13 protein-coding genes are annotated in these 16,143 nt (G+C 61.0%); 8 read left to right on the top strand and 5 right to left on the bottom strand.

The annotated features are described in order from the left end of the window. Positions 1–185 precede the first annotated feature (185 nt). The gene (locus ACS4NR_RS05535) at positions 186–395 is read left to right on the top strand and encodes a hypothetical protein (RefSeq protein WP_095139658.1); all 210 of its coding nucleotides are present in this window, start codon (positions 186–188) and stop codon (positions 393–395) included. A 137-nt stretch (positions 396–532) separates the two neighbouring features. Here ACS4NR_RS05535 and ACS4NR_RS05530 read toward each other — a convergent pair whose 3' ends face one another. Then, entirely contained in the window at positions 533–1,816 is a 1,284-nt protein-coding gene (locus ACS4NR_RS05530; protein ID WP_456019317.1) for a Zn-dependent hydrolase, read from the bottom strand. A gap of 143 nt (positions 1,817–1,959) precedes the next feature. Next, a complete protein-coding gene (locus tag ACS4NR_RS05525) occupies positions 1,960–3,444 on the bottom strand; it encodes an NCS1 family nucleobase:cation symporter-1 (protein WP_456019316.1) in 1,485 nt (494 codons plus the stop codon). Between the two features lie 624 nt (positions 3,445–4,068). Between ACS4NR_RS05525 and hydA the strand changes: the two genes are divergently transcribed. From hydA to preA, 3 genes are all read left to right on the top strand, one after another. Next, entirely contained in the window at positions 4,069–5,508 is a 1,440-nt protein-coding gene (gene hydA, locus ACS4NR_RS05520) for a dihydropyrimidinase (protein ID WP_456019315.1), read from the top strand. Positions 5,509–5,667: 159 nt separating this feature from the next. Then, complete coding sequence (locus ACS4NR_RS05515) at positions 5,668–7,035, top strand: NAD(P)-dependent oxidoreductase (RefSeq protein ID WP_247841685.1); 1,368 nt, start codon at positions 5,668–5,670, stop codon at positions 7,033–7,035. Next, the gene (gene preA, locus ACS4NR_RS05510) at positions 7,036–8,310 is read left to right on the top strand and encodes an NAD-dependent dihydropyrimidine dehydrogenase subunit PreA (RefSeq protein ID WP_115990121.1); all 1,275 of its coding nucleotides are present in this window, start codon (positions 7,036–7,038) and stop codon (positions 8,308–8,310) included. It abuts the gene before it with no gap. Between the two features lie 116 nt (positions 8,311–8,426). On the opposite strand, the gene ACS4NR_RS05505 is transcribed toward preA, so the two are convergent. Beyond that, entirely contained in the window at positions 8,427–9,047 is a 621-nt protein-coding gene (locus ACS4NR_RS05505; RefSeq protein ID WP_027613201.1) for a TetR/AcrR family transcriptional regulator, read from the bottom strand. Positions 9,048–9,183: 136 nt separating this feature from the next. On the opposite strand from ACS4NR_RS05505, the gene copC reads away from it, so the two are divergent. Further along, a complete protein-coding gene (gene copC / locus ACS4NR_RS05500) occupies positions 9,184–9,546 on the top strand; it encodes a copper homeostasis periplasmic binding protein CopC (RefSeq protein ID WP_456019314.1) in 363 nt (120 codons plus the stop codon). A 3-nt stretch (positions 9,547–9,549) separates the two neighbouring features. Beyond that, positions 9,550–10,407, top strand: coding sequence for a copper homeostasis membrane protein CopD (gene copD, locus ACS4NR_RS05495; RefSeq protein ID WP_456019313.1), 858 nt, complete (start codon positions 9,550–9,552; stop codon positions 10,405–10,407). Positions 10,408–10,525: 118 nt separating this feature from the next. Here the strand turns inward: copD and ACS4NR_RS05490 are convergent, their stop codons facing one another. Both ACS4NR_RS05490 and ACS4NR_RS05485 read right to left on the bottom strand, forming a co-directional pair. Then, positions 10,526–11,668 carry an HlyD family secretion protein gene (locus tag ACS4NR_RS05490; protein ID WP_166497636.1) on the bottom strand — a complete coding sequence of 381 codons (1,143 nt, stop codon included), beginning with the start codon at positions 11,666–11,668 and terminating at the stop codon, positions 10,526–10,528. Further along, positions 11,665–13,320: an MFS transporter gene (locus ACS4NR_RS05485; RefSeq protein WP_456019312.1), complete on the bottom strand. Its 1,656-nt coding sequence runs from the start codon at positions 13,318–13,320 to the stop codon at positions 11,665–11,667. Before ACS4NR_RS05485 ends, ACS4NR_RS05490 begins: the two co-directional genes overlap by 4 nt. Positions 13,321–13,709: 389 nt before the next feature. On the opposite strand from ACS4NR_RS05485, the gene ACS4NR_RS05480 reads away from it, so the two are divergent. Together ACS4NR_RS05480 and ACS4NR_RS05475 are read left to right on the top strand one after the other, a co-directional pair. Then, a complete protein-coding gene (locus ACS4NR_RS05480; protein WP_456019311.1) occupies positions 13,710–15,005 on the top strand; it encodes an OprD family porin in 1,296 nt (431 codons plus the stop codon). Between the two features lie 287 nt (positions 15,006–15,292). Beyond that, positions 15,293–16,117, top strand: a complete 825-nt coding sequence (locus ACS4NR_RS05475; protein WP_456019310.1) for an NAD-dependent epimerase/dehydratase family protein — start codon at positions 15,293–15,295, stop codon at positions 16,115–16,117. The last annotated feature ends 26 nt before the right edge of the window (positions 16,118–16,143 follow it).

Genomic DNA, 16,143 nt, shown 5'->3' with positions numbered 1-16,143 from the left:
TGGATCTCCACAGGGAATGCGCGTGTGCAGATTACGACCGCGGGCGTTCGTGATCGTGCCGGCCAGTTCGACAACACCACAAAACCCTGCAGGATTCGCGACTTCAGGGATTGTCGACTAACGTTAACTCCTCATCGGATTGAGCCCCTGCCAGCTATACCGGGCTCTTGATCAAGGAGAGACTGATGACGTCGCGTCGCAACATCGAACAGACTTATCGCACCTGGTCCAGCCCGATTCTGCTGGAGCTGAAAAAGCGCGAACACCAAATGGCGCCGGTCGAGCGTCAGGCACTGGAGAATGTCCTGGTCGAACGACGGTTGCTGGATTTGGGCAACCCCAACGGCTCCGATAGACGTCAGGGCACTGCCGGCAAAAATGACCGGCCCGGTTGATCAAACCAACACAAGATCAGCGGAGCGGCCGGCTCGTTCCTACAGATGAACACGAAAAGATCGCAGCCTGCGGCAGCTCCTACAGTTGGATTGCGTTCAACTTGTAGGAGCTGCCGCAGGCTGCGATCTTTGGATCTTCAGGCCGCGCGCTGCCCCGCTGCCACCATCGCCGAAGCCGCCAGCATCGCCCGCAACAACACCGCACACCCGGCCGCCAGGTCGTCCGGCGCGGCATTCTCGATTTCGTTGTGGCTGATCCCGCCCTCGCACGGCACGAAGATCATCCCGGCCGGGCCAAGTTCGGCAAGGAAGATCGCGTCATGCCCGGCACCGCTGACGATGTCCATGTGCGACAGGCCCAGACTTTTTGCCGCGCCGCGCACGGCTTCGACGCAACCCTTCTCGAAATACAGCGGCGGGAAGTCGGCCGTCGGGGTCAGTTCATAGGTCAGGCCGTGTTCTTCGCAGGTGGCGTCGATGACCTGCTTCACCTCAGCGATCATCGAGTCCAGACGTTCTGGCTGCAGATGGCGGAAGTCGAGGGTCATGCGCACTTCGCCGGGGATGACGTTGCGCGAGCCGGGATAGGCTTGCAGGCAACCGACGGTGCCGCAGGCGTGGGGTTGATGACCGAGGGCCGCGCGGTTGACCGCACCGACGATTACCGAGGCGCCGACCAAGGCATCCTTGCGCAGGTGCATCGGCGTTGGCCCGGCGTGGGCTTCAACGCCGCGCAGTTTCAGGTCGAACCACTTCTGCCCGAGAGCGCCGAGCACCACGCCGATGGTTTTCTGCTCGTCTTCGAGGATCGGGCCTTGCTCGATGTGTGCTTCGAAGTAGGCGCCGACTTGATGCCCGCTGACTTTGCGTGATCCGGCGTAACCAATGGCGTTGAGCGCTTCGCCCACGGTGATGCCCTCGGCGTCGACTTTGGCCAGAGTTTCTTCAAGGGTGAATTTCTCGGCGAACACCCCGGAGCCCATCATGCACGGGGCGAAGCGCGAGCCTTCTTCGTTGGTCCAGACCACCACTTCCAGCGGCGCTTCGGTTTCCACGCCGAGGTCATTTAGGGTGCGCAGCACTTCAACACCGGCGAGCACGCCGAAGCAGCCATCGAACTTGCCGCCGGTGGGCTGGGTGTCGATGTGGCTGCCGGTCATCACCGGCGGCAGGTTCGGATTGCGTCCCGGGCGACGGGCGAAGATGTTGCCGACCTCATCCACCGTGACGCTGCACCCGGCGTCCTTGCACCACTGCACGAACAAGTCGCGGGCCTGACGGTCGAGTTCGGTCAGGGCCAGGCGACAGACCCCGCCCTTGATCGTGGCGCCGAGCTTGGCCAGCTCCATGAGCGAGGCCCAGAGCCGGTCGCGGTTGATGTGCTGATGGGTGGATTGCAGAACGTCTACGGCTGCGTTCATGTTGATCTCCTCAGACAGTTTTTTATGATTTTCTTCAGGCAGTTCTTGTGTGTATTTGAGGCCGTCTTCGCGAGCAAGCCCGCTCCCACATTTGGAGTGCGTTCACCCTGTGGGAGCGGGCTTGCTCGCGAAAGCGCCCTCCGCTACACCGCCGATTTCACGACCGAAGGCTGCGCCCGCATCACGCACAACCCGTAATAAATCACCCCACCCAGCGCCGAACCGGTAAACCAGCCATAGCTGTAAAACCAGCTGAACGCATCGCTGCCCAGCGACAGCAAGGTGAGCACCACCGGCACGCCAAACGCGACAAACCCGGCCCAGTTCCATGCCGGATACACGTCGTCGCGGTACAGCCCGGCCAAGTCCAGTTGCTGTTTCTTGATCAGGAAATAGTCCACCACCATGATCCCGGCGATCGGCCCGAGCAGGCTCGAATAGCCCAGCAGCCAGTTGGAATACACGGTTTCCAGGCTGACATCGGAAACAATCAGCCCGAGTTTTTTCAGCAGCTCGTGAGCCATCAACGCCAGCCCGACCAAGCCGGTGAGCAACACCGCTTTGGTGCGATTGATCACCTTGGGCGCGATGTTCTGGAAGTCGTTGGTCGGCGAGACGATGTTCGCTGCGGTGTTGGTCGACAGTGTGGCGACGATGATCAGCGCCATGGCCACCGCCACCCACACCGGGCTCTGGATATGGCCGATCAGGCTCACCGGATCCGACACGGTCACGCCGACCAGTTTCACCGACGCGGCGGTCATCACCACCCCCAGCGCAGCGAACAGGAACATGGTCAGCGGCAGGCCGAAAATCTGCCCGAGGATCTGGTCTTTCTGGCTCTTGGCGTAGCGACTGAAGTCGGGAATGTTCAGCGACAGCGTGGCCCAGAAACCGACCATCGCCGTCAGCCCGGCGGCGAAGTAACTGACCACGCTGGCGCCTTCAGGACGCTTGGGCGGAATCGCCAGCAACTCGGTCATCGACACATTGGGCATCGCCCACACCAGCAGACCGATGCCGACCGCGACCAGCAGCGGCGCGGACAGGGTTTCCAGCCACTTGATCGACTCGGCGCCGCGGATCACCACCCACAGGTTCAGCGCCCAGAAGATCATGAAGCCGATCACCTCCCCCGTGCCGCCGAGGGATTTCCAGCCCTCGAACACCGAGCCGAGAAACAGGTGAATCGCCAGGCCGCCGAACATGGTCTGGATGCCGAACCAGCCGCACGCCACCAGCGCACGAATCAGGCACGGCACGTTGGAACCGAGAATACCGAATGAAGAGCGCAGCAATACCGGAAACGGAATGCCGTACTTGGTGCCGGGGAAGGCGTTGAGCGTCAGGGGAATCAACACGATGATGTTGGCGAAAAGAATCGCCAGCAGCGCCTCACCAACGGTCAGGCCGAAGTACGCCGTCAGCACGCCGCCGAGGGTGTAAGTCGGCACGCAGATCGACATGCCGACCCACAGCGCGGTGATGTGCCATTTGTTCCAGGTTCGTTCGCGCACCTTGGTCGGTGCCATGTCGTGGTTGTAACGGGGACTGTCGAGGACGTCGCTGCCGGCTTCGAGTTCGAACAAGCCGTCGCGCTCGGTCACTTGCGATCTGATCTGTTGCATGGCCGCTCCACTGTTCTTCTGATTATTTTTTTGCTCATCAGGCGGCTGCACACGGGGTGCGAGCCGGACGATGGCCGGAGGAACTGACAACTTTCGTGTACCGGCCATGATGTCAGCGGCGGCATCAATAAACGTGCCGGGTGCCCCGCTTGACGGTAGGGCCGTGGTTCAAACACATTGCAACTTTCTGATATTGCTCGGTTTTAATTATTCACCGAAAGAGTCCGCGAAAACTTGTCTGCACGCTCAGGCCAAACGCTTGCCAAGTTGTTCGAAATGTCAGGACTCAATCTGGTGCACTGCACTTTTTTTTCATCACGGGCGCTCAGCCGCAGCTCAACTTCAAGCGGCTGATTTCACTTAGGAAATCTTGCTCATATTTCCATCCTGTCAAGTGCGTCAAAATGGTGAACAGCCTCACCATTTTGGTGATTTATGTTTTTTATCGTTATTTTTCATATAGTTAAAACAGTCATAAGCTTATAAAAAATAATCTTGATCAATTGCAAAACTGCGACTAGTTTCTATTCCTGACAGCGCTGACAGGAATACGCCGATCAGCGTTGTACATCAATAAAACATTTAGAACCGACACAAGTCGGTCATGCCTGCGAGGAACTCGGAATGTCTCTGTTGATCCGTGGCGCCACCGTTGTTACCCATGATGAAAGTTATCGCGCCGACGTCTATTGCGCCGACGGCGTGATCAAAGCCATTGGTCAGAACCTGGATGTTCCCGCCGGTGCCGAAGTGCTCGACGGCAGCGGCCAATACCTGATGCCCGGCGGCATCGATCCACACACCCACATGCAACTGCCCTTCATGGGCACCGTGGCCAGTGAAGATTTCTACAGCGGCACCGCTGCAGGTCTGGCTGGCGGCACTACCTCGATCATCGATTTCGTGATTCCCAATCCGCAGCAGTCACTGATGGAAGCGTTTCACCAGTGGCGCGGCTGGGCGGAAAAATCCGCGTCGGACTATGGCTTCCACGTCGCGATCACCTGGTGGAGCGAGCAAGTGCGTGAGGAAATGGCCGAGTTGGTCAGCCACCACGGGATCAACAGCTTCAAGCATTTCATGGCCTACAAGAACGCGATCATGGCCGCCGACGATACGCTGGTGGCGAGTTTCGAACGTTGCCTGGAACTCGGCGCCGTGCCGACCGTGCACGCGGAAAACGGCGAGCTGGTCTATCACCTGCAACGCAAGTTGATGGCCCAGGGCATCACCGGGCCGGAGGCGCATCCGCTGTCGCGGCCCTCGCAGGTGGAAGGCGAAGCGGCGAGCCGGGCGATTCGTATTGCCGAGACCATCGGCACGCCGCTGTACCTGGTGCACGTTTCCACCAAGGAAGCGCTGGACGAAATCACTTACGCGCGCAGCAAGGGTCAACCGGTGTACGGCGAAGTGCTCGCCGGGCATTTGCTGCTCGACGACAGCGTCTACCAGCACCCGGACTGGCAGACCGCCGCCGGTTACGTGATGAGCCCGCCGTTCCGCCCGCGCGGGCATCAGGAAGCGCTATGGCATGGCCTGCAAAGCGGCAATCTGCACACCACCGCCACCGACCACTGCTGCTTCTGCGCCGAGCAAAAAGCCGCCGGGCGCGATGACTTCAGCAAGATTCCCAACGGCACGGCAGGCATCGAAGATCGTATGGCGGTGCTGTGGGATGAAGGGGTCAACAGCGGACGTTTGTCGATGCAGGATTTCGTTGCCCTCACTTCCACCAACACCGCAAAAATCTTCAACCTCTACCCGCGCAAAGGCGCGATCCGCGTCGGCGCCGATGCCGATCTGGTGCTGTGGGATCCGCAAGGCACCCGCACCATCTCCGCCAAGACCCACCATCAGCAGGTGGATTTCAACATCTTCGAAGGCAAGACCGTGCGCGGCGTACCGAGCCATACCGTCAGCCAGGGCAAATTGGTCTGGGCCGACGGCGACCTGCGCGCCGAGCGCGGGGCCGGGCGCTATATCGAACGACCGGCGTATCCGGCAGTGTTTGACTTGCTGAGCAAGCGGGCTGAGCAACACCGCCCGACTGCCGTTAAGCGCTAAAGCGAGGCCTTCGGCCTCATCGCGAGCAGGCTCACTCCTACAGGTGTACGCATTCCAAAATGTGGGAGCGGGCTTGCTCGCGAAGGGGCCCGTCCAGACAACCAAAAAACCACTGCCCATCAGAGGCAGAGAACCTCAATAACCGTGAGGCACAAAACCGTGATCGAGACCCTGAACCATCTCCCGCACCCGCACGAAAGTGCGGCCGCCCTCGCCGGCCATTTCACTGATCTGGCGCCACCGCTCAACGCCCGGCAGGCGCATCTGGAAGCGTCGCGCTGCCTGTATTGCTACGACGCGCCATGCGTCAACGCATGCCCGAGCGAGATCGATATTCCGTCGTTCATCCGCAATATCCATCAGGACAACGTGCCCGGTGCGGCGCAGAAAATCCTTTCGGCGAACATCCTCGGCGGCAGTTGTGCGCGGGTCTGTCCGACGGAAATTCTTTGTCAGCAAGCCTGTGTGCGCAACAACGCCCAGGAATGTGCGCCAGTACTGATCGGACTGCTGCAACGCTACGCCGTGGACAACGCACACTTCACCGAGCACCCGTTCCAGCGTGCGGCCAGCACCGGCAAGCGCATCGCCGTGGTCGGCGCCGGGCCAGCGGGTTTGTCCTGCGCTCACCGCAGCGCGATGCACGGGCATGACGTGGTGATTTTCGAAGCACGGGAGAAGGCTGGCGGCCTCAATGAATACGGGATCGCCAAATACAAACTGGTCGACGACTACGCGCAGAAGGAGCTGGATTTCCTTCTGCAGATCGGCGGCATCGAAATCCGTCACGGGCAGAAACTCGGCGAGAATCTGACCCTCAGCGAGCTGCATCAGCAGTTCGACGCGGTGTTCCTCGGCCTCGGCCTCAACGCCAGCAAACAGCTCGGCCTGCCGCACGAAGACGCCCCCGGCCTGCTCGCCGCCACCGACTACATCCGTGAACTGCGCCAGGCCGATGACCTGACGCAACTGCCACTGGCCGAACGCTGCATCGTCCTCGGCGCCGGCAACACCGCGATCGACATGGCCGTGCAAATGGCCCGCCTCGGAGCGCGTGACGTGAATCTGGTGTATCGCCGGGGCGCGGCGGACATGGGCGCCACCGGCCACGAACAAGACATCGCCAAAGCCAATCAGGTGCGCCTGCTGACCTGGGCGCAACCGGAGGAAGTGCTGCTCGACGCGCAAGGCAAGGTCCGCGGCATGCGTTTCGCCCGCACGCAACTGGTCGACGGTCGTCTGCAAACCACTGGCGAGACCTTCGAACTGGCCGCCGACGCGATCTTCAAAGCCATCGGCCAGGCCTTTGACAGCAGCGCCCTTGCTGACCCGCTGGCCCGTGAACTCAAGCGTCAGGGCGAGCGGATTCAGGTCGATGACAACCTGCGCACGAGCATTCCCGGCGTGTATGCCGGCGGCGACTGCACCAGCCTCGATCAGGACCTCACCGTGCAAGCGGTACAGCACGGCAAACTCGCCGCCGAGGCGATCAACGCGCAACTGATGCTCAACGTGGAGGCTGCATAAATGGCCGATCTCTCGATAGTCTTCGCCGGCATCAAAGCGCCCAATCCGTTCTGGCTGGCCTCCGCGCCACCGACCGACAAGGCCTACAACGTGGTCCGCGCCTTCGAGGCCGGCTGGGGTGGCGTGGTCTGGAAAACCCTCGGCGAGGACCCGGCAGCGGTCAACGTCTCGTCGCGCTACTCGGCGCACTACGGCAACAACCGCGAGGTGCTGGGCATCAACAACATCGAACTGATCACCGACCGCTCGCTGGAGATCAACCTGCGCGAAATCACCCAGGTCAAGAAGGACTGGCCGGATCGTGCGCTGATCGTCTCGCTGATGGTGCCGTGCGTCGAGGAGTCGTGGAAACACATCCTGCCGCTGGTGGAAGCCACCGGTGCCGACGGCATCGAGCTGAATTTCGGTTGCCCGCACGGCATGCCCGAGCGCGGCATGGGCGCGGCAGTCGGTCAGGTGCCGGAGTACGTCGAGCAGGTGACGCGCTGGTGCAAGACCTATTGCTCGTTGCCGGTGATCGTCAAGCTGACACCGAACATCACCGACATCCGTGTCGCCGCCCGCGCTGCGCATCGCGGGGGCGCCGATGCGGTGTCGCTGATCAACACCATCAACTCGATCACCAGCGTCGACCTGGAACACATGGTCGCCCTGCCCACCGTCGGCAGCAAAAGCACCCACGGCGGTTATTGCGGCTCAGCGGTGAAGCCGATCGCGTTGAACATGGTCGCCGAGATCGCCCGTGATCCGCAGACCCAGGGCCTGCCGATCTGTGGCATTGGTGGTATCGGCAGTTGGCGTGACGCGGCGGAATTCATCGCGTTGGGCAGCGGCGCGGTGCAGGTGTGCACGGCGGCGATGCTCCACGGGTTCCGGATTGTCGAGGAGATGAAGGACGGGCTGTCGCGCTGGATGGACAGTCAAGGCTACGCCAACATCGCCGAATTTTCCGGGCGCGCAGTGGGCAATACTACCGACTGGAAGTACCTCGACATCAACTATCAGGTCATCGCCAAGATCGACCAGGACGCGTGCATCGGTTGCGGGCGTTGCCACATTGCTTGCGAAGACACTTCACACCAGGCGATCAGCAGCCTGAAACAGGCTGACGGCACGCACAAATATGAAGTGATCGATGAGGAGTGTGTGGGGTGTAACTTGTGCCAGATCACTTGTCCGGTGGCGGACTGTATCGAGATGGTGCCGATGGAAACCGGCAAGCCGTTTCTGGACTGGAATCATGATCCGCGCAATCCTTACCATGTCTCAGCTTAGGGCAGGTAGCGTCTGAACTGACGCCTTCGCGAGCAAGCCCGCTCCCACATTTGGAATGCATTTCAAAACTGTGGGAGCGGGCTTGCTCGCGAAGAGGCCAGCCGCTTCAACACATATCAGGGCTCCAACCCGATCCCGCGCAAGATCACGCTGGTCACCGTCTGCACCGCCCGCTCGAACTGCATGTCCGACAGCGGCTGATGCTCGTTCAGAATATTCACCTGATGATCGAAGTCGGCGTAATGCTGGGTCGAGGCCCAGATCATGTACAGCAGGCTCGATGGCTCCACCGGCAGAATCCGCTTGTCCTCGACCCACTGGCGGATCTTCGCCTCCTTCATTTTTGCCCAGTCGTACAGGCTCAGATCCAGCGCTTCACCGAGGGTCGGCGCGCCGTGGATGATTTCATTGGCCCAGACTTTCGAACCATAAGGCCGGCTGCGCGAGTGGTTCATCTTGGCGCGGATGTAGCTGCTCAGCACCACCCGTGGGTCATCGAACATCTCGAAGCACAGCGCATCCTGCTTCCACACTTCCAGCAGGTCGAACAGCACCGCGCTGTACAGCTCGCTCTTGGTCGAAAAGTAGTAATGCAGGTTGGAACGCGGCAGTTGCACTTCAGCCGCGATGTCGGCCATGGCGGTGCCGCCGAAGCCTTTTTCGGCGAAGACTTTTTCCGCCGCCAGCAGGATTTTCTCGACGTTACTGCGACGAATCTCGATCTTGTGATTGCCCATGAGGGCTCCCTGACAACAGCGTTGCCCAAGACTAGCACCCGCTCTGGTGCGCGGGCGACCGTTGCAAACAAAACTTCGTATGAAGGTCGGCGCATGGCTAAACTGGCATCTTTGTCCTGCCTCAGAGGTATCCGCGATGCTGTTCAAGAACGTCCTGACCACCACTGCCCTGCTCGCTTCGCTGTTCGCCGCATCTTCGGTTTTCGCCCACGCCCACTTGAAAAGCCAGACCCCGGCCGCCGACAGCACCGTCGCCACGCCGGCCGATCTGCGCCTGACCTTTTCTGAAGGCGTCGAAGCCAGTTTCACCAAAGTTAGCCTGACCCACGATGGCGCCCCGGTCGCAATCAAACCGCTGACCACCGAAGGCGACAAGAAAACCCTGATCGTCACCCCCGCCGCACCACTCGCCGCCGGTCAATACAAAGTCGAATGGCACGCGGTGTCGGTCGACACACACAAGAGCGAAGGCGCCTACCAGTTCAAGGTTGGCCAGTAATTCATGAGTGAAGCGCTGGTGCTGTGCCGCTTTGTGCATTTCAGCGCGGTGTTGATGCTGTTCGGCGCCTGGCTGTTCCGGCCGCTGCTACTCAAGACGCCGGTGCCGACACTGGATCGGCAACAAGCGCGAATGGCGCGCTGGCTGACGGCGATTGCGCTGCTCAGCGGTGTGACCTGGGCACTGTTGATCACCGCGAGCATGGCCGGTTCGGCGGCGGCCGCGTTCGACCCGACGACCATTGGCGTGGTGCTCGGCAACACGTTTTTCGGCCAGGTCTGGCGTTGGCATCTGCTGATCAATGCGCTGTTGCTGGCATTGCTGTTCACGCCCTGGCGATCAAGCCTGACGTTGCGCCTGGGCTTGAGCGCGCTGCTCCTGGCGACCCTGGCGCCGGTCGGTCACGGCGCAATGCTCGACGGCCTCAGCGGGCAACTGCTGATCCTCAACCAGATCATTCATCTGACCTGCGTCGCCGCATGGCTCGGCGGCTTGTTGCTGCTGGTGTTGATCCTGCGCCAGCCAGGCGAAGCGATGGGCCGGATCCTGCAACGCTTCAGCGGTGTCGGTTATGCGATTGTTGGCGGGCTGCTGATCACCGGGCTGATCAACGTGCGCGTGCTGACCGGGCAATGGTGGCCGACGCCGCTGTTTGCAGGCTTTGCCTTGATTCTGCTGATCAAGGCGTTGCTGGTGCTGGGCATGCTCGCGCTGGCGCTGTTCAACCGCTTGCGGATTGATGATTGCGGACAGCGGATGGGCGCGCTCAAACGCAGTGTGCTGCTGGAATGGTTGTTGGGGATGGGTGCTGTGGCGGCCGTCTCCCTGCTCGGCACGCTGCCGCCGATGATTATTGGATAAACCCAATCTGAATGTGGGAGTGGGCTTGCTCGCGAAAGCGGTGTGTCAGATACGAAAATATCGCCTGACGCACCGCTTTCGCGAGCAAGCCCGCTCCCACATTTTTGATCTGCGCAGGTCAATGCGGTTGTGTGTCGCCCGCTGCGGTGTCGATGCTGACCACCACCGACATCCCCGGGCGCAAGCGTTCCTCTTCCTGCTGCCCCTCATCGATGGTGATCCGCACCGGCACGCGCTGGGCGATTTTCACGAAGTTGCCGGTGGCGTTGTCGGCCTGTAACAGGGCGAATTCCGAACCGGTGCCGGGCGAAATGTGCTGCACGTGGCCGGTGAACTTGCGGTGGTTCAGTGCATCGACGGTGAAGCGCACCGGCTGCCCGACGCGCACGTTGTTCATCTGGGTTTCCTTCATGTTGGCGATCACCCATTTCTGGTTCGGCACCAACGCCATGAGTTGCGCCCCGGAGTTGACGTAGGCGCCCAGGCGCACGCCGATCTGTCCGAGCTGGCCGTCACGCGGGGCGACAATGCGCGTATTCGACAAGTCGATCCGCGCCAGTTGCACCGCCGCTTCAGCGCTGGCCACTGCGGCTTCCAGCGAGCCGCGATTGACGATCACCGTTTGCAGATCCTGCCGGGCGATTTCCAGATTGGCCTTGGCCTGCGCCACCGCCGCAATGCTCTGCGCATTGGCCGCGAGCGCCACGTCCATCTCGCGTTTCGACACCGAGCCGTCACTCACCAGCTCCTTGTTACGGCGCAGATCCGCCTCGCTTTTGCGCAACTGCGCTTCGCTGTCGGCCACCACCGCCTGACGCAGTTTGATCGTCGCTTCGGCGCTGTTGCGTTGCTGCACCACGTTGGCCAGCGCAGCCTTCTGCACCGCCAGTTGCGCCAGCGCCTGATCGAGGCGCTGCTGATAAATCCGGTCGTCAAGACGCACCAGCAAGTCGCCGGTCTTCACATACTGGAAGTCCTGCACCGGCACCTCGAACACGTAGCCACTGAGCTGCGGGCCGATGATCGTCACCTGGCCGCGCACCAAGGCGTTTTCGGTGGTCTCGACCGCGCTGCTGAACGGCGGCAACTGCCAGGCGTAGAGCACGATCAGCACGCCGACGATGGCAATCGCGGCAAAGCCCAGCGACGAGATGATCCGCACCCGCAACGAGCGCGGCTCGGTGTTCGGTGAAGACGGCGGCGCCACGCCTTCCGGGGTGGCGGCGATGGCATTGGTGGTTGTTGTGGTCGGTTCGGTCATGAATTGGAAGCACCGCTAGGAGGTACGGAAGGCGCTGGGTCGACGGCTTTGGTGGTGCTCATCAGCCACAGCGCACGAATGGACAGCCAGATCATGGTCAGCACCGCAATCACGGCGATCAGCATGAATACATCGTTATAGGCCAGCACGTTGGCTTCGCGAGTCGCGGCATTCGCCAGGCTGCGAATGCCCTGCAGGTTGCGCAGGCTGGGGTCGGCCAGCACCGAGCCGACCGCCGAGCCGCCGCTCTGTACGCGGGCGGCCACCAGCGGATCAGACAGCGTCAGGTGTTCGACCAGATGGCTGGAATGAAATTTCTCGCGCACGATCTGGAACGTACCCAACAACGCCGCGCCGAGCAGGCCACCGAGGTTGTTGCAGATCCCGAACAACACCGAAAAACTCACCAGATTGCGCGGATTGGTCAGCACGTTGCGGGTGCCGAAAACCATGGTCGGGCCAAGAAAAAACGTGCTGCCGAAGGCCAGCAGAAACTGACTGAAATACAGGTTTTGCGGGCGGGTCAGGTTGTTGGAAAAGCTGTCCATCACCGAACCGGTGGCCATTAGCGCGAGCGAGATGATCAGCGGCATCAGCAGGTGCTTGGGGTCGATGGTCAGGGCGCTGGTCGCCAACCCGGCGATGCTGCCGATCAGCATCACCACGTACAGGCTGTGTAACTGCTCATACCCCATGTTGAGGTTCTGCATGAAACCGACGGCGCCGGTGGACTGTTCCGAGGTAACCATGCGAATCAGGGTCACCGCCAGCGCCAGGCGGATCATCGTGCCGCTACCGAGCCAGCGGGTCATCAGCATCGGGTTGCTGCGATTGTGCTCGATCGCCAGGCCGGCGAGGATCAGGGCAATCGAGGCCGCCAGCGCGTAGCCGATCCAGTTGGCTTCCAGCCACCAGTCGATCCGCCCCAGCGACAACACCGCGCAGAGCAGTGCCACGCCGCTGGCGAGAATCGCGAAGGTCAGAAAGTCCAGCGGCTCGAAGGTTTTGAAGCGGTCACCGGGCGGCAACTTGAGCAGCAGCACGCAGCCCAGCGACAGCAAGGCCATGCCCAATTCGAACAGGTATAGGCCGCGCCATTCGGCAATCTGCAGCAAGTCTTCGGAAAACAGTCGCGCCAGCGGCAAAGCCAGTTGCGAGGCGCCGAGGCCCAGCACCAGCGCCTTCAGCCGCCACTTGGCCGGAAACGCCTGAACCATGTAATACAGGCCCAACGAACTCAGCGCCGCACCGACCATGCCATGCGCCGCCCGCACCGCGATGGCCGAGCTCAGGTCGTTGACGAACAGATGACCGAACGTCACTAGCGCATACAGCACCAGAAACACTTCGGTGAATGCGCGCAGGCCGAACTGCTGACGAAACTTCACCAGCAGCAGGTTCATCGACACGTTGGTCATCACAAACGCAGCCGGCAGCCAGGCCATCTCCGCCGTGGTCGCACCCAGCGCACCTTGCAGGTAAGGCAGGTTGGCGACCACCAGCGAGTTGCCCAAACCACCGGTCACCGCCACTAGCAGCCCGACCAGCGCATAGGCCAGGCGCTTGGGGTTGGAGTGCAGCGGCGTCGAGGGGGAACCGGGCAGACTGGGCTTCTCGTGAGGCTGCCAGTCGCGCGGGGCGTATCGATCCATTGAAAGGCCTTGTGCTTGTGTTGCCGGGAGTTTGCCGCAAATCTTGCGGCAAACCCACAATCCTGTGGGCGCTGGCTTGCCGGCGATGACGGCAGTCGGCTCGGCAACAGGCTGACTGGCAGACCGCTATCGCGGGCGAGCCCGCTCCCACAGGGTTCGCGGTGGATTGGTAAATTCTGTTTAAAGGTCTTCTCGCCCGCAACGGATTTTTCCCGCGCCGGGCAACGAAACAGCCCTCTTCGCCGCATTTGGAGGGCTACCACCTCGCGCAAACTCGTCGTAAAAAGCCCTGTTGACTTTTGCGGAAAACCTCGCAACTATCCGCAACCATGTTGTACGACGACGTATAACAAATAATAAAAACAACAAATGCAACAGGGAGCGTCACAGTGAGCACACTCGTCTGCAATTCCGTTCGCACGTCCCGTTTTTCCATCCCCCGCCCGCGTTCCACCCTGAGTTTGATCGGCTGCAGCAGCCTCGCCCTGGTTTTGCCGATGAGTGCAGACGCCGAGGGCTTCATCGAAGACAGCAAAGCCACGCTGAACCTGCGCAACGCCTACTTCAATCGCAACTTCGTCAACCCGAACTACCCGCAGGGCAAGGCGCAAGAGTGGACGCAGAACTTCATCCTCGATGCCAAATCCGGCTTTACCCAAGGCACCGTTGGTTTCGGTCTCGATGTGCTGGGGATGTATTCGCAAAAACTCGATGGAGGCAAGGGCACCGGCGGTACGCAACTGTTGCCGATCCACGATGACGGGCGCCCGGCGGACAACTTCGGTCGCCTCGGCGTGGCGTTGAAGGCCAAGGTGTCGAAGACCGAATTGAAGGTCGGCGAATGGATGCCGGTGTTGCCGATCCTGCGCTCGGACGATGGCCGCTCCCTGCCGCAGACCTTTCGCGGTGGCCAGATCACCTCCACCGAAATCAACGGCCTGACCCTCTACGGCGGGCAGTTCCGCGAGAACAGCCCGCGCAACGATGCGAGCATGGAAGACATGTCGATGAACGGCCGCGGCGCCTTCACCTCCGACCGTTTCAACTTCGGCGGCGGCGAATACACCTTTAACGACAAGCGCACCCTGGTCGGCGTGTGGTACGCCGAACTCAGCGACATCTACCAGCAGCAGTATTTCAACCTCAGCCATAGCCAGCCACTGGGCGACTGGACGCTGGGCGCCAACCTCGGTTTCTTCACTGGCAAGGAAGACGGCAGCGCCCAGGCCGGCGACCTCGATAACAAGACTGCATTTGCCCTGCTTTCGGCACGCTACGGCGGCAACACCTTCTATGTCGGCCTGCAAAAACTCAGCGGCGACGATGCGTGGATGCGGGTCAACGGCACCAGCGGCGGCACCCTGGCCAACGACAGCTACAACGCCAGTTATGACAACGCCAAAGAGCGCTCCTGGCAGTTGCGTCATGACTACAACTTCGTTGCCCTCGGCATTCCCGGCCTGACCCTGATGAACCGCTACATCAGCGGCGACAACGTGCACACCGGGACGATAACTGACGGCAAGGAATGGGGTCGCGAGTCGGAACTGGGATACACCGTGCAGAGCGGGCCGCTGAAAAGCCTCAATGTGAGATGGCGCAACGCGACGATACGCCGGGACTTCAGCACCAATGAGTTCGATGAGAACCGGATCTTTGTCAGCTATCCGATTTCGTTGTTGTAAAGCCAGTCCTCACACCGGGTTTCCCTGTGGGAGCGGGCTTGCTCGCGAATGCGTCGGGTCAGTCAATTCATCTTTCAATGACACACCGCTTTCGCGAGCAAGCCCGCTCCCACAGGGGGAGTTGCATTACCAGAAAGGCAATTTTGGTGGTCGAAGGCTGAACTGGCTGGCCCTTCCGTCATTTACACCAAAAGTCGCGTTGACAAGTTCCGGAAACCCTACCGATACTTCAACGCAGTCATACGACAACCTACAACAAACCTAATAACAACGTGTAAGGGATTGCCATGACGTCTACCTCTACTCCCCGCGCCCCGTTCAACCGTCTGCTGCTGACCGGCGCTGCCGGTGGCCTGGGCAAAGTCCTGCGCGAACGCATGCGCCCTTATGCCCGTGTCCTGCGACTGTCAGATATCGCCGCCCTCGCCCCAGCCGTTGATGATCGCGAAGAAATCGTCCCCTGCGATCTGGCCGACAAACACGCCGTGCACCAACTGGTCGAAGGCGTCGACGCAATCCTGCATTTCGGCGGTGTCTCTGTGGAGCGGCCCTTCGAAGAAATCCTCGGCGCCAACATCTGCGGTGTCTTTCACATCTACGAAGCTGCTCGCCGCCATGGTGTGAAGCGCGTGATCTTCGCCAGTTCCAACCACGTCATCGGTTTTTACAAACAGGACGAGCCGCTCGACGCCAGCTGTGCCCGCCGCCCCGACGGCTACTACGGATTGTCCAAGTCCTACGGCGAAGATATGGCCAGTTTCTACTTCGATCGCTACGGCATCGAGACCGTCAGCATCCGCATCGGCTCTTCATTTCCCGAGCCGCAGAACCGCCGAATGATGCACACCTGGCTGAGTTTCGACGACCTCACGCACTTGCTCGAGCGCGCGCTGTACACACCAAACGTTGGCCATACCGTGGTCTACGGCATGTCCGCCAACAAGGACGTCTGGTGGGACAACCGCTTCGCCAGCCACCTCGGTTTTGAAGCCAGGGACAGCTCCGAAGTGTTCCGCGAAAAAGTCGAAGCGCAGCCTATGCCCGCCGCCGATGACCCGGCGCGGATCTATCAGGGCGGCGCATTCGTCGCGGCCGGCCCCTTCGGCGACTGAACACTCTGCCAACGACGCAAAGGAAT

It is taken from the genome of Pseudomonas sp. JQ36 (assembly GCF_053851495.1).
This window is presented reverse-complemented; position numbering and strand designations above follow the sequence as displayed.

Bases quoted from the DNA above. Each gene is read 5' to 3' on its own strand.
- ACS4NR_RS05505 (WP_027613201.1), bottom strand. From the start codon at position 9,047: ATGGGCAATCACAAGATCGAGATTCGTCGCAGTAACGTCGAGAAAATC.
- copD (WP_456019313.1), top strand. From the start codon at position 9,550: ATGAGTGAAGCGCTGGTGCTGTGCCGCTTTGTGCATTTCAGCGCGGTG.
- preA (WP_115990121.1), top strand. From the start codon at position 7,036: ATGGCCGATCTCTCGATAGTCTTCGCCGGCATCAAAGCGCCCAATCCG.
- copC (WP_456019314.1), top strand. From the start codon at position 9,184: ATGCTGTTCAAGAACGTCCTGACCACCACTGCCCTGCTCGCTTCGCTG.
- ACS4NR_RS05535 (WP_095139658.1), top strand. From the start codon at position 186: ATGACGTCGCGTCGCAACATCGAACAGACTTATCGCACCTGGTCCAGC.
- ACS4NR_RS05490 (WP_166497636.1), bottom strand. From the start codon at position 11,668: ATGACCGAACCGACCACAACAACCACCAATGCCATCGCCGCCACCCCG.
- hydA (WP_456019315.1), top strand. From the start codon at position 4,069: ATGTCTCTGTTGATCCGTGGCGCCACCGTTGTTACCCATGATGAAAGT.
- ACS4NR_RS05530 (WP_456019317.1), bottom strand. From the start codon at position 1,816: ATGAACGCAGCCGTAGACGTTCTGCAATCCACCCATCAGCACATCAAC.
- ACS4NR_RS05525 (WP_456019316.1), bottom strand. From the start codon at position 3,444: ATGCAACAGATCAGATCGCAAGTGACCGAGCGCGACGGCTTGTTCGAA.
- ACS4NR_RS05485 (WP_456019312.1), bottom strand. From the start codon at position 13,320: ATGGATCGATACGCCCCGCGCGACTGGCAGCCTCACGAGAAGCCCAGT.
- ACS4NR_RS05475 (WP_456019310.1), top strand. From the start codon at position 15,293: ATGACGTCTACCTCTACTCCCCGCGCCCCGTTCAACCGTCTGCTGCTG.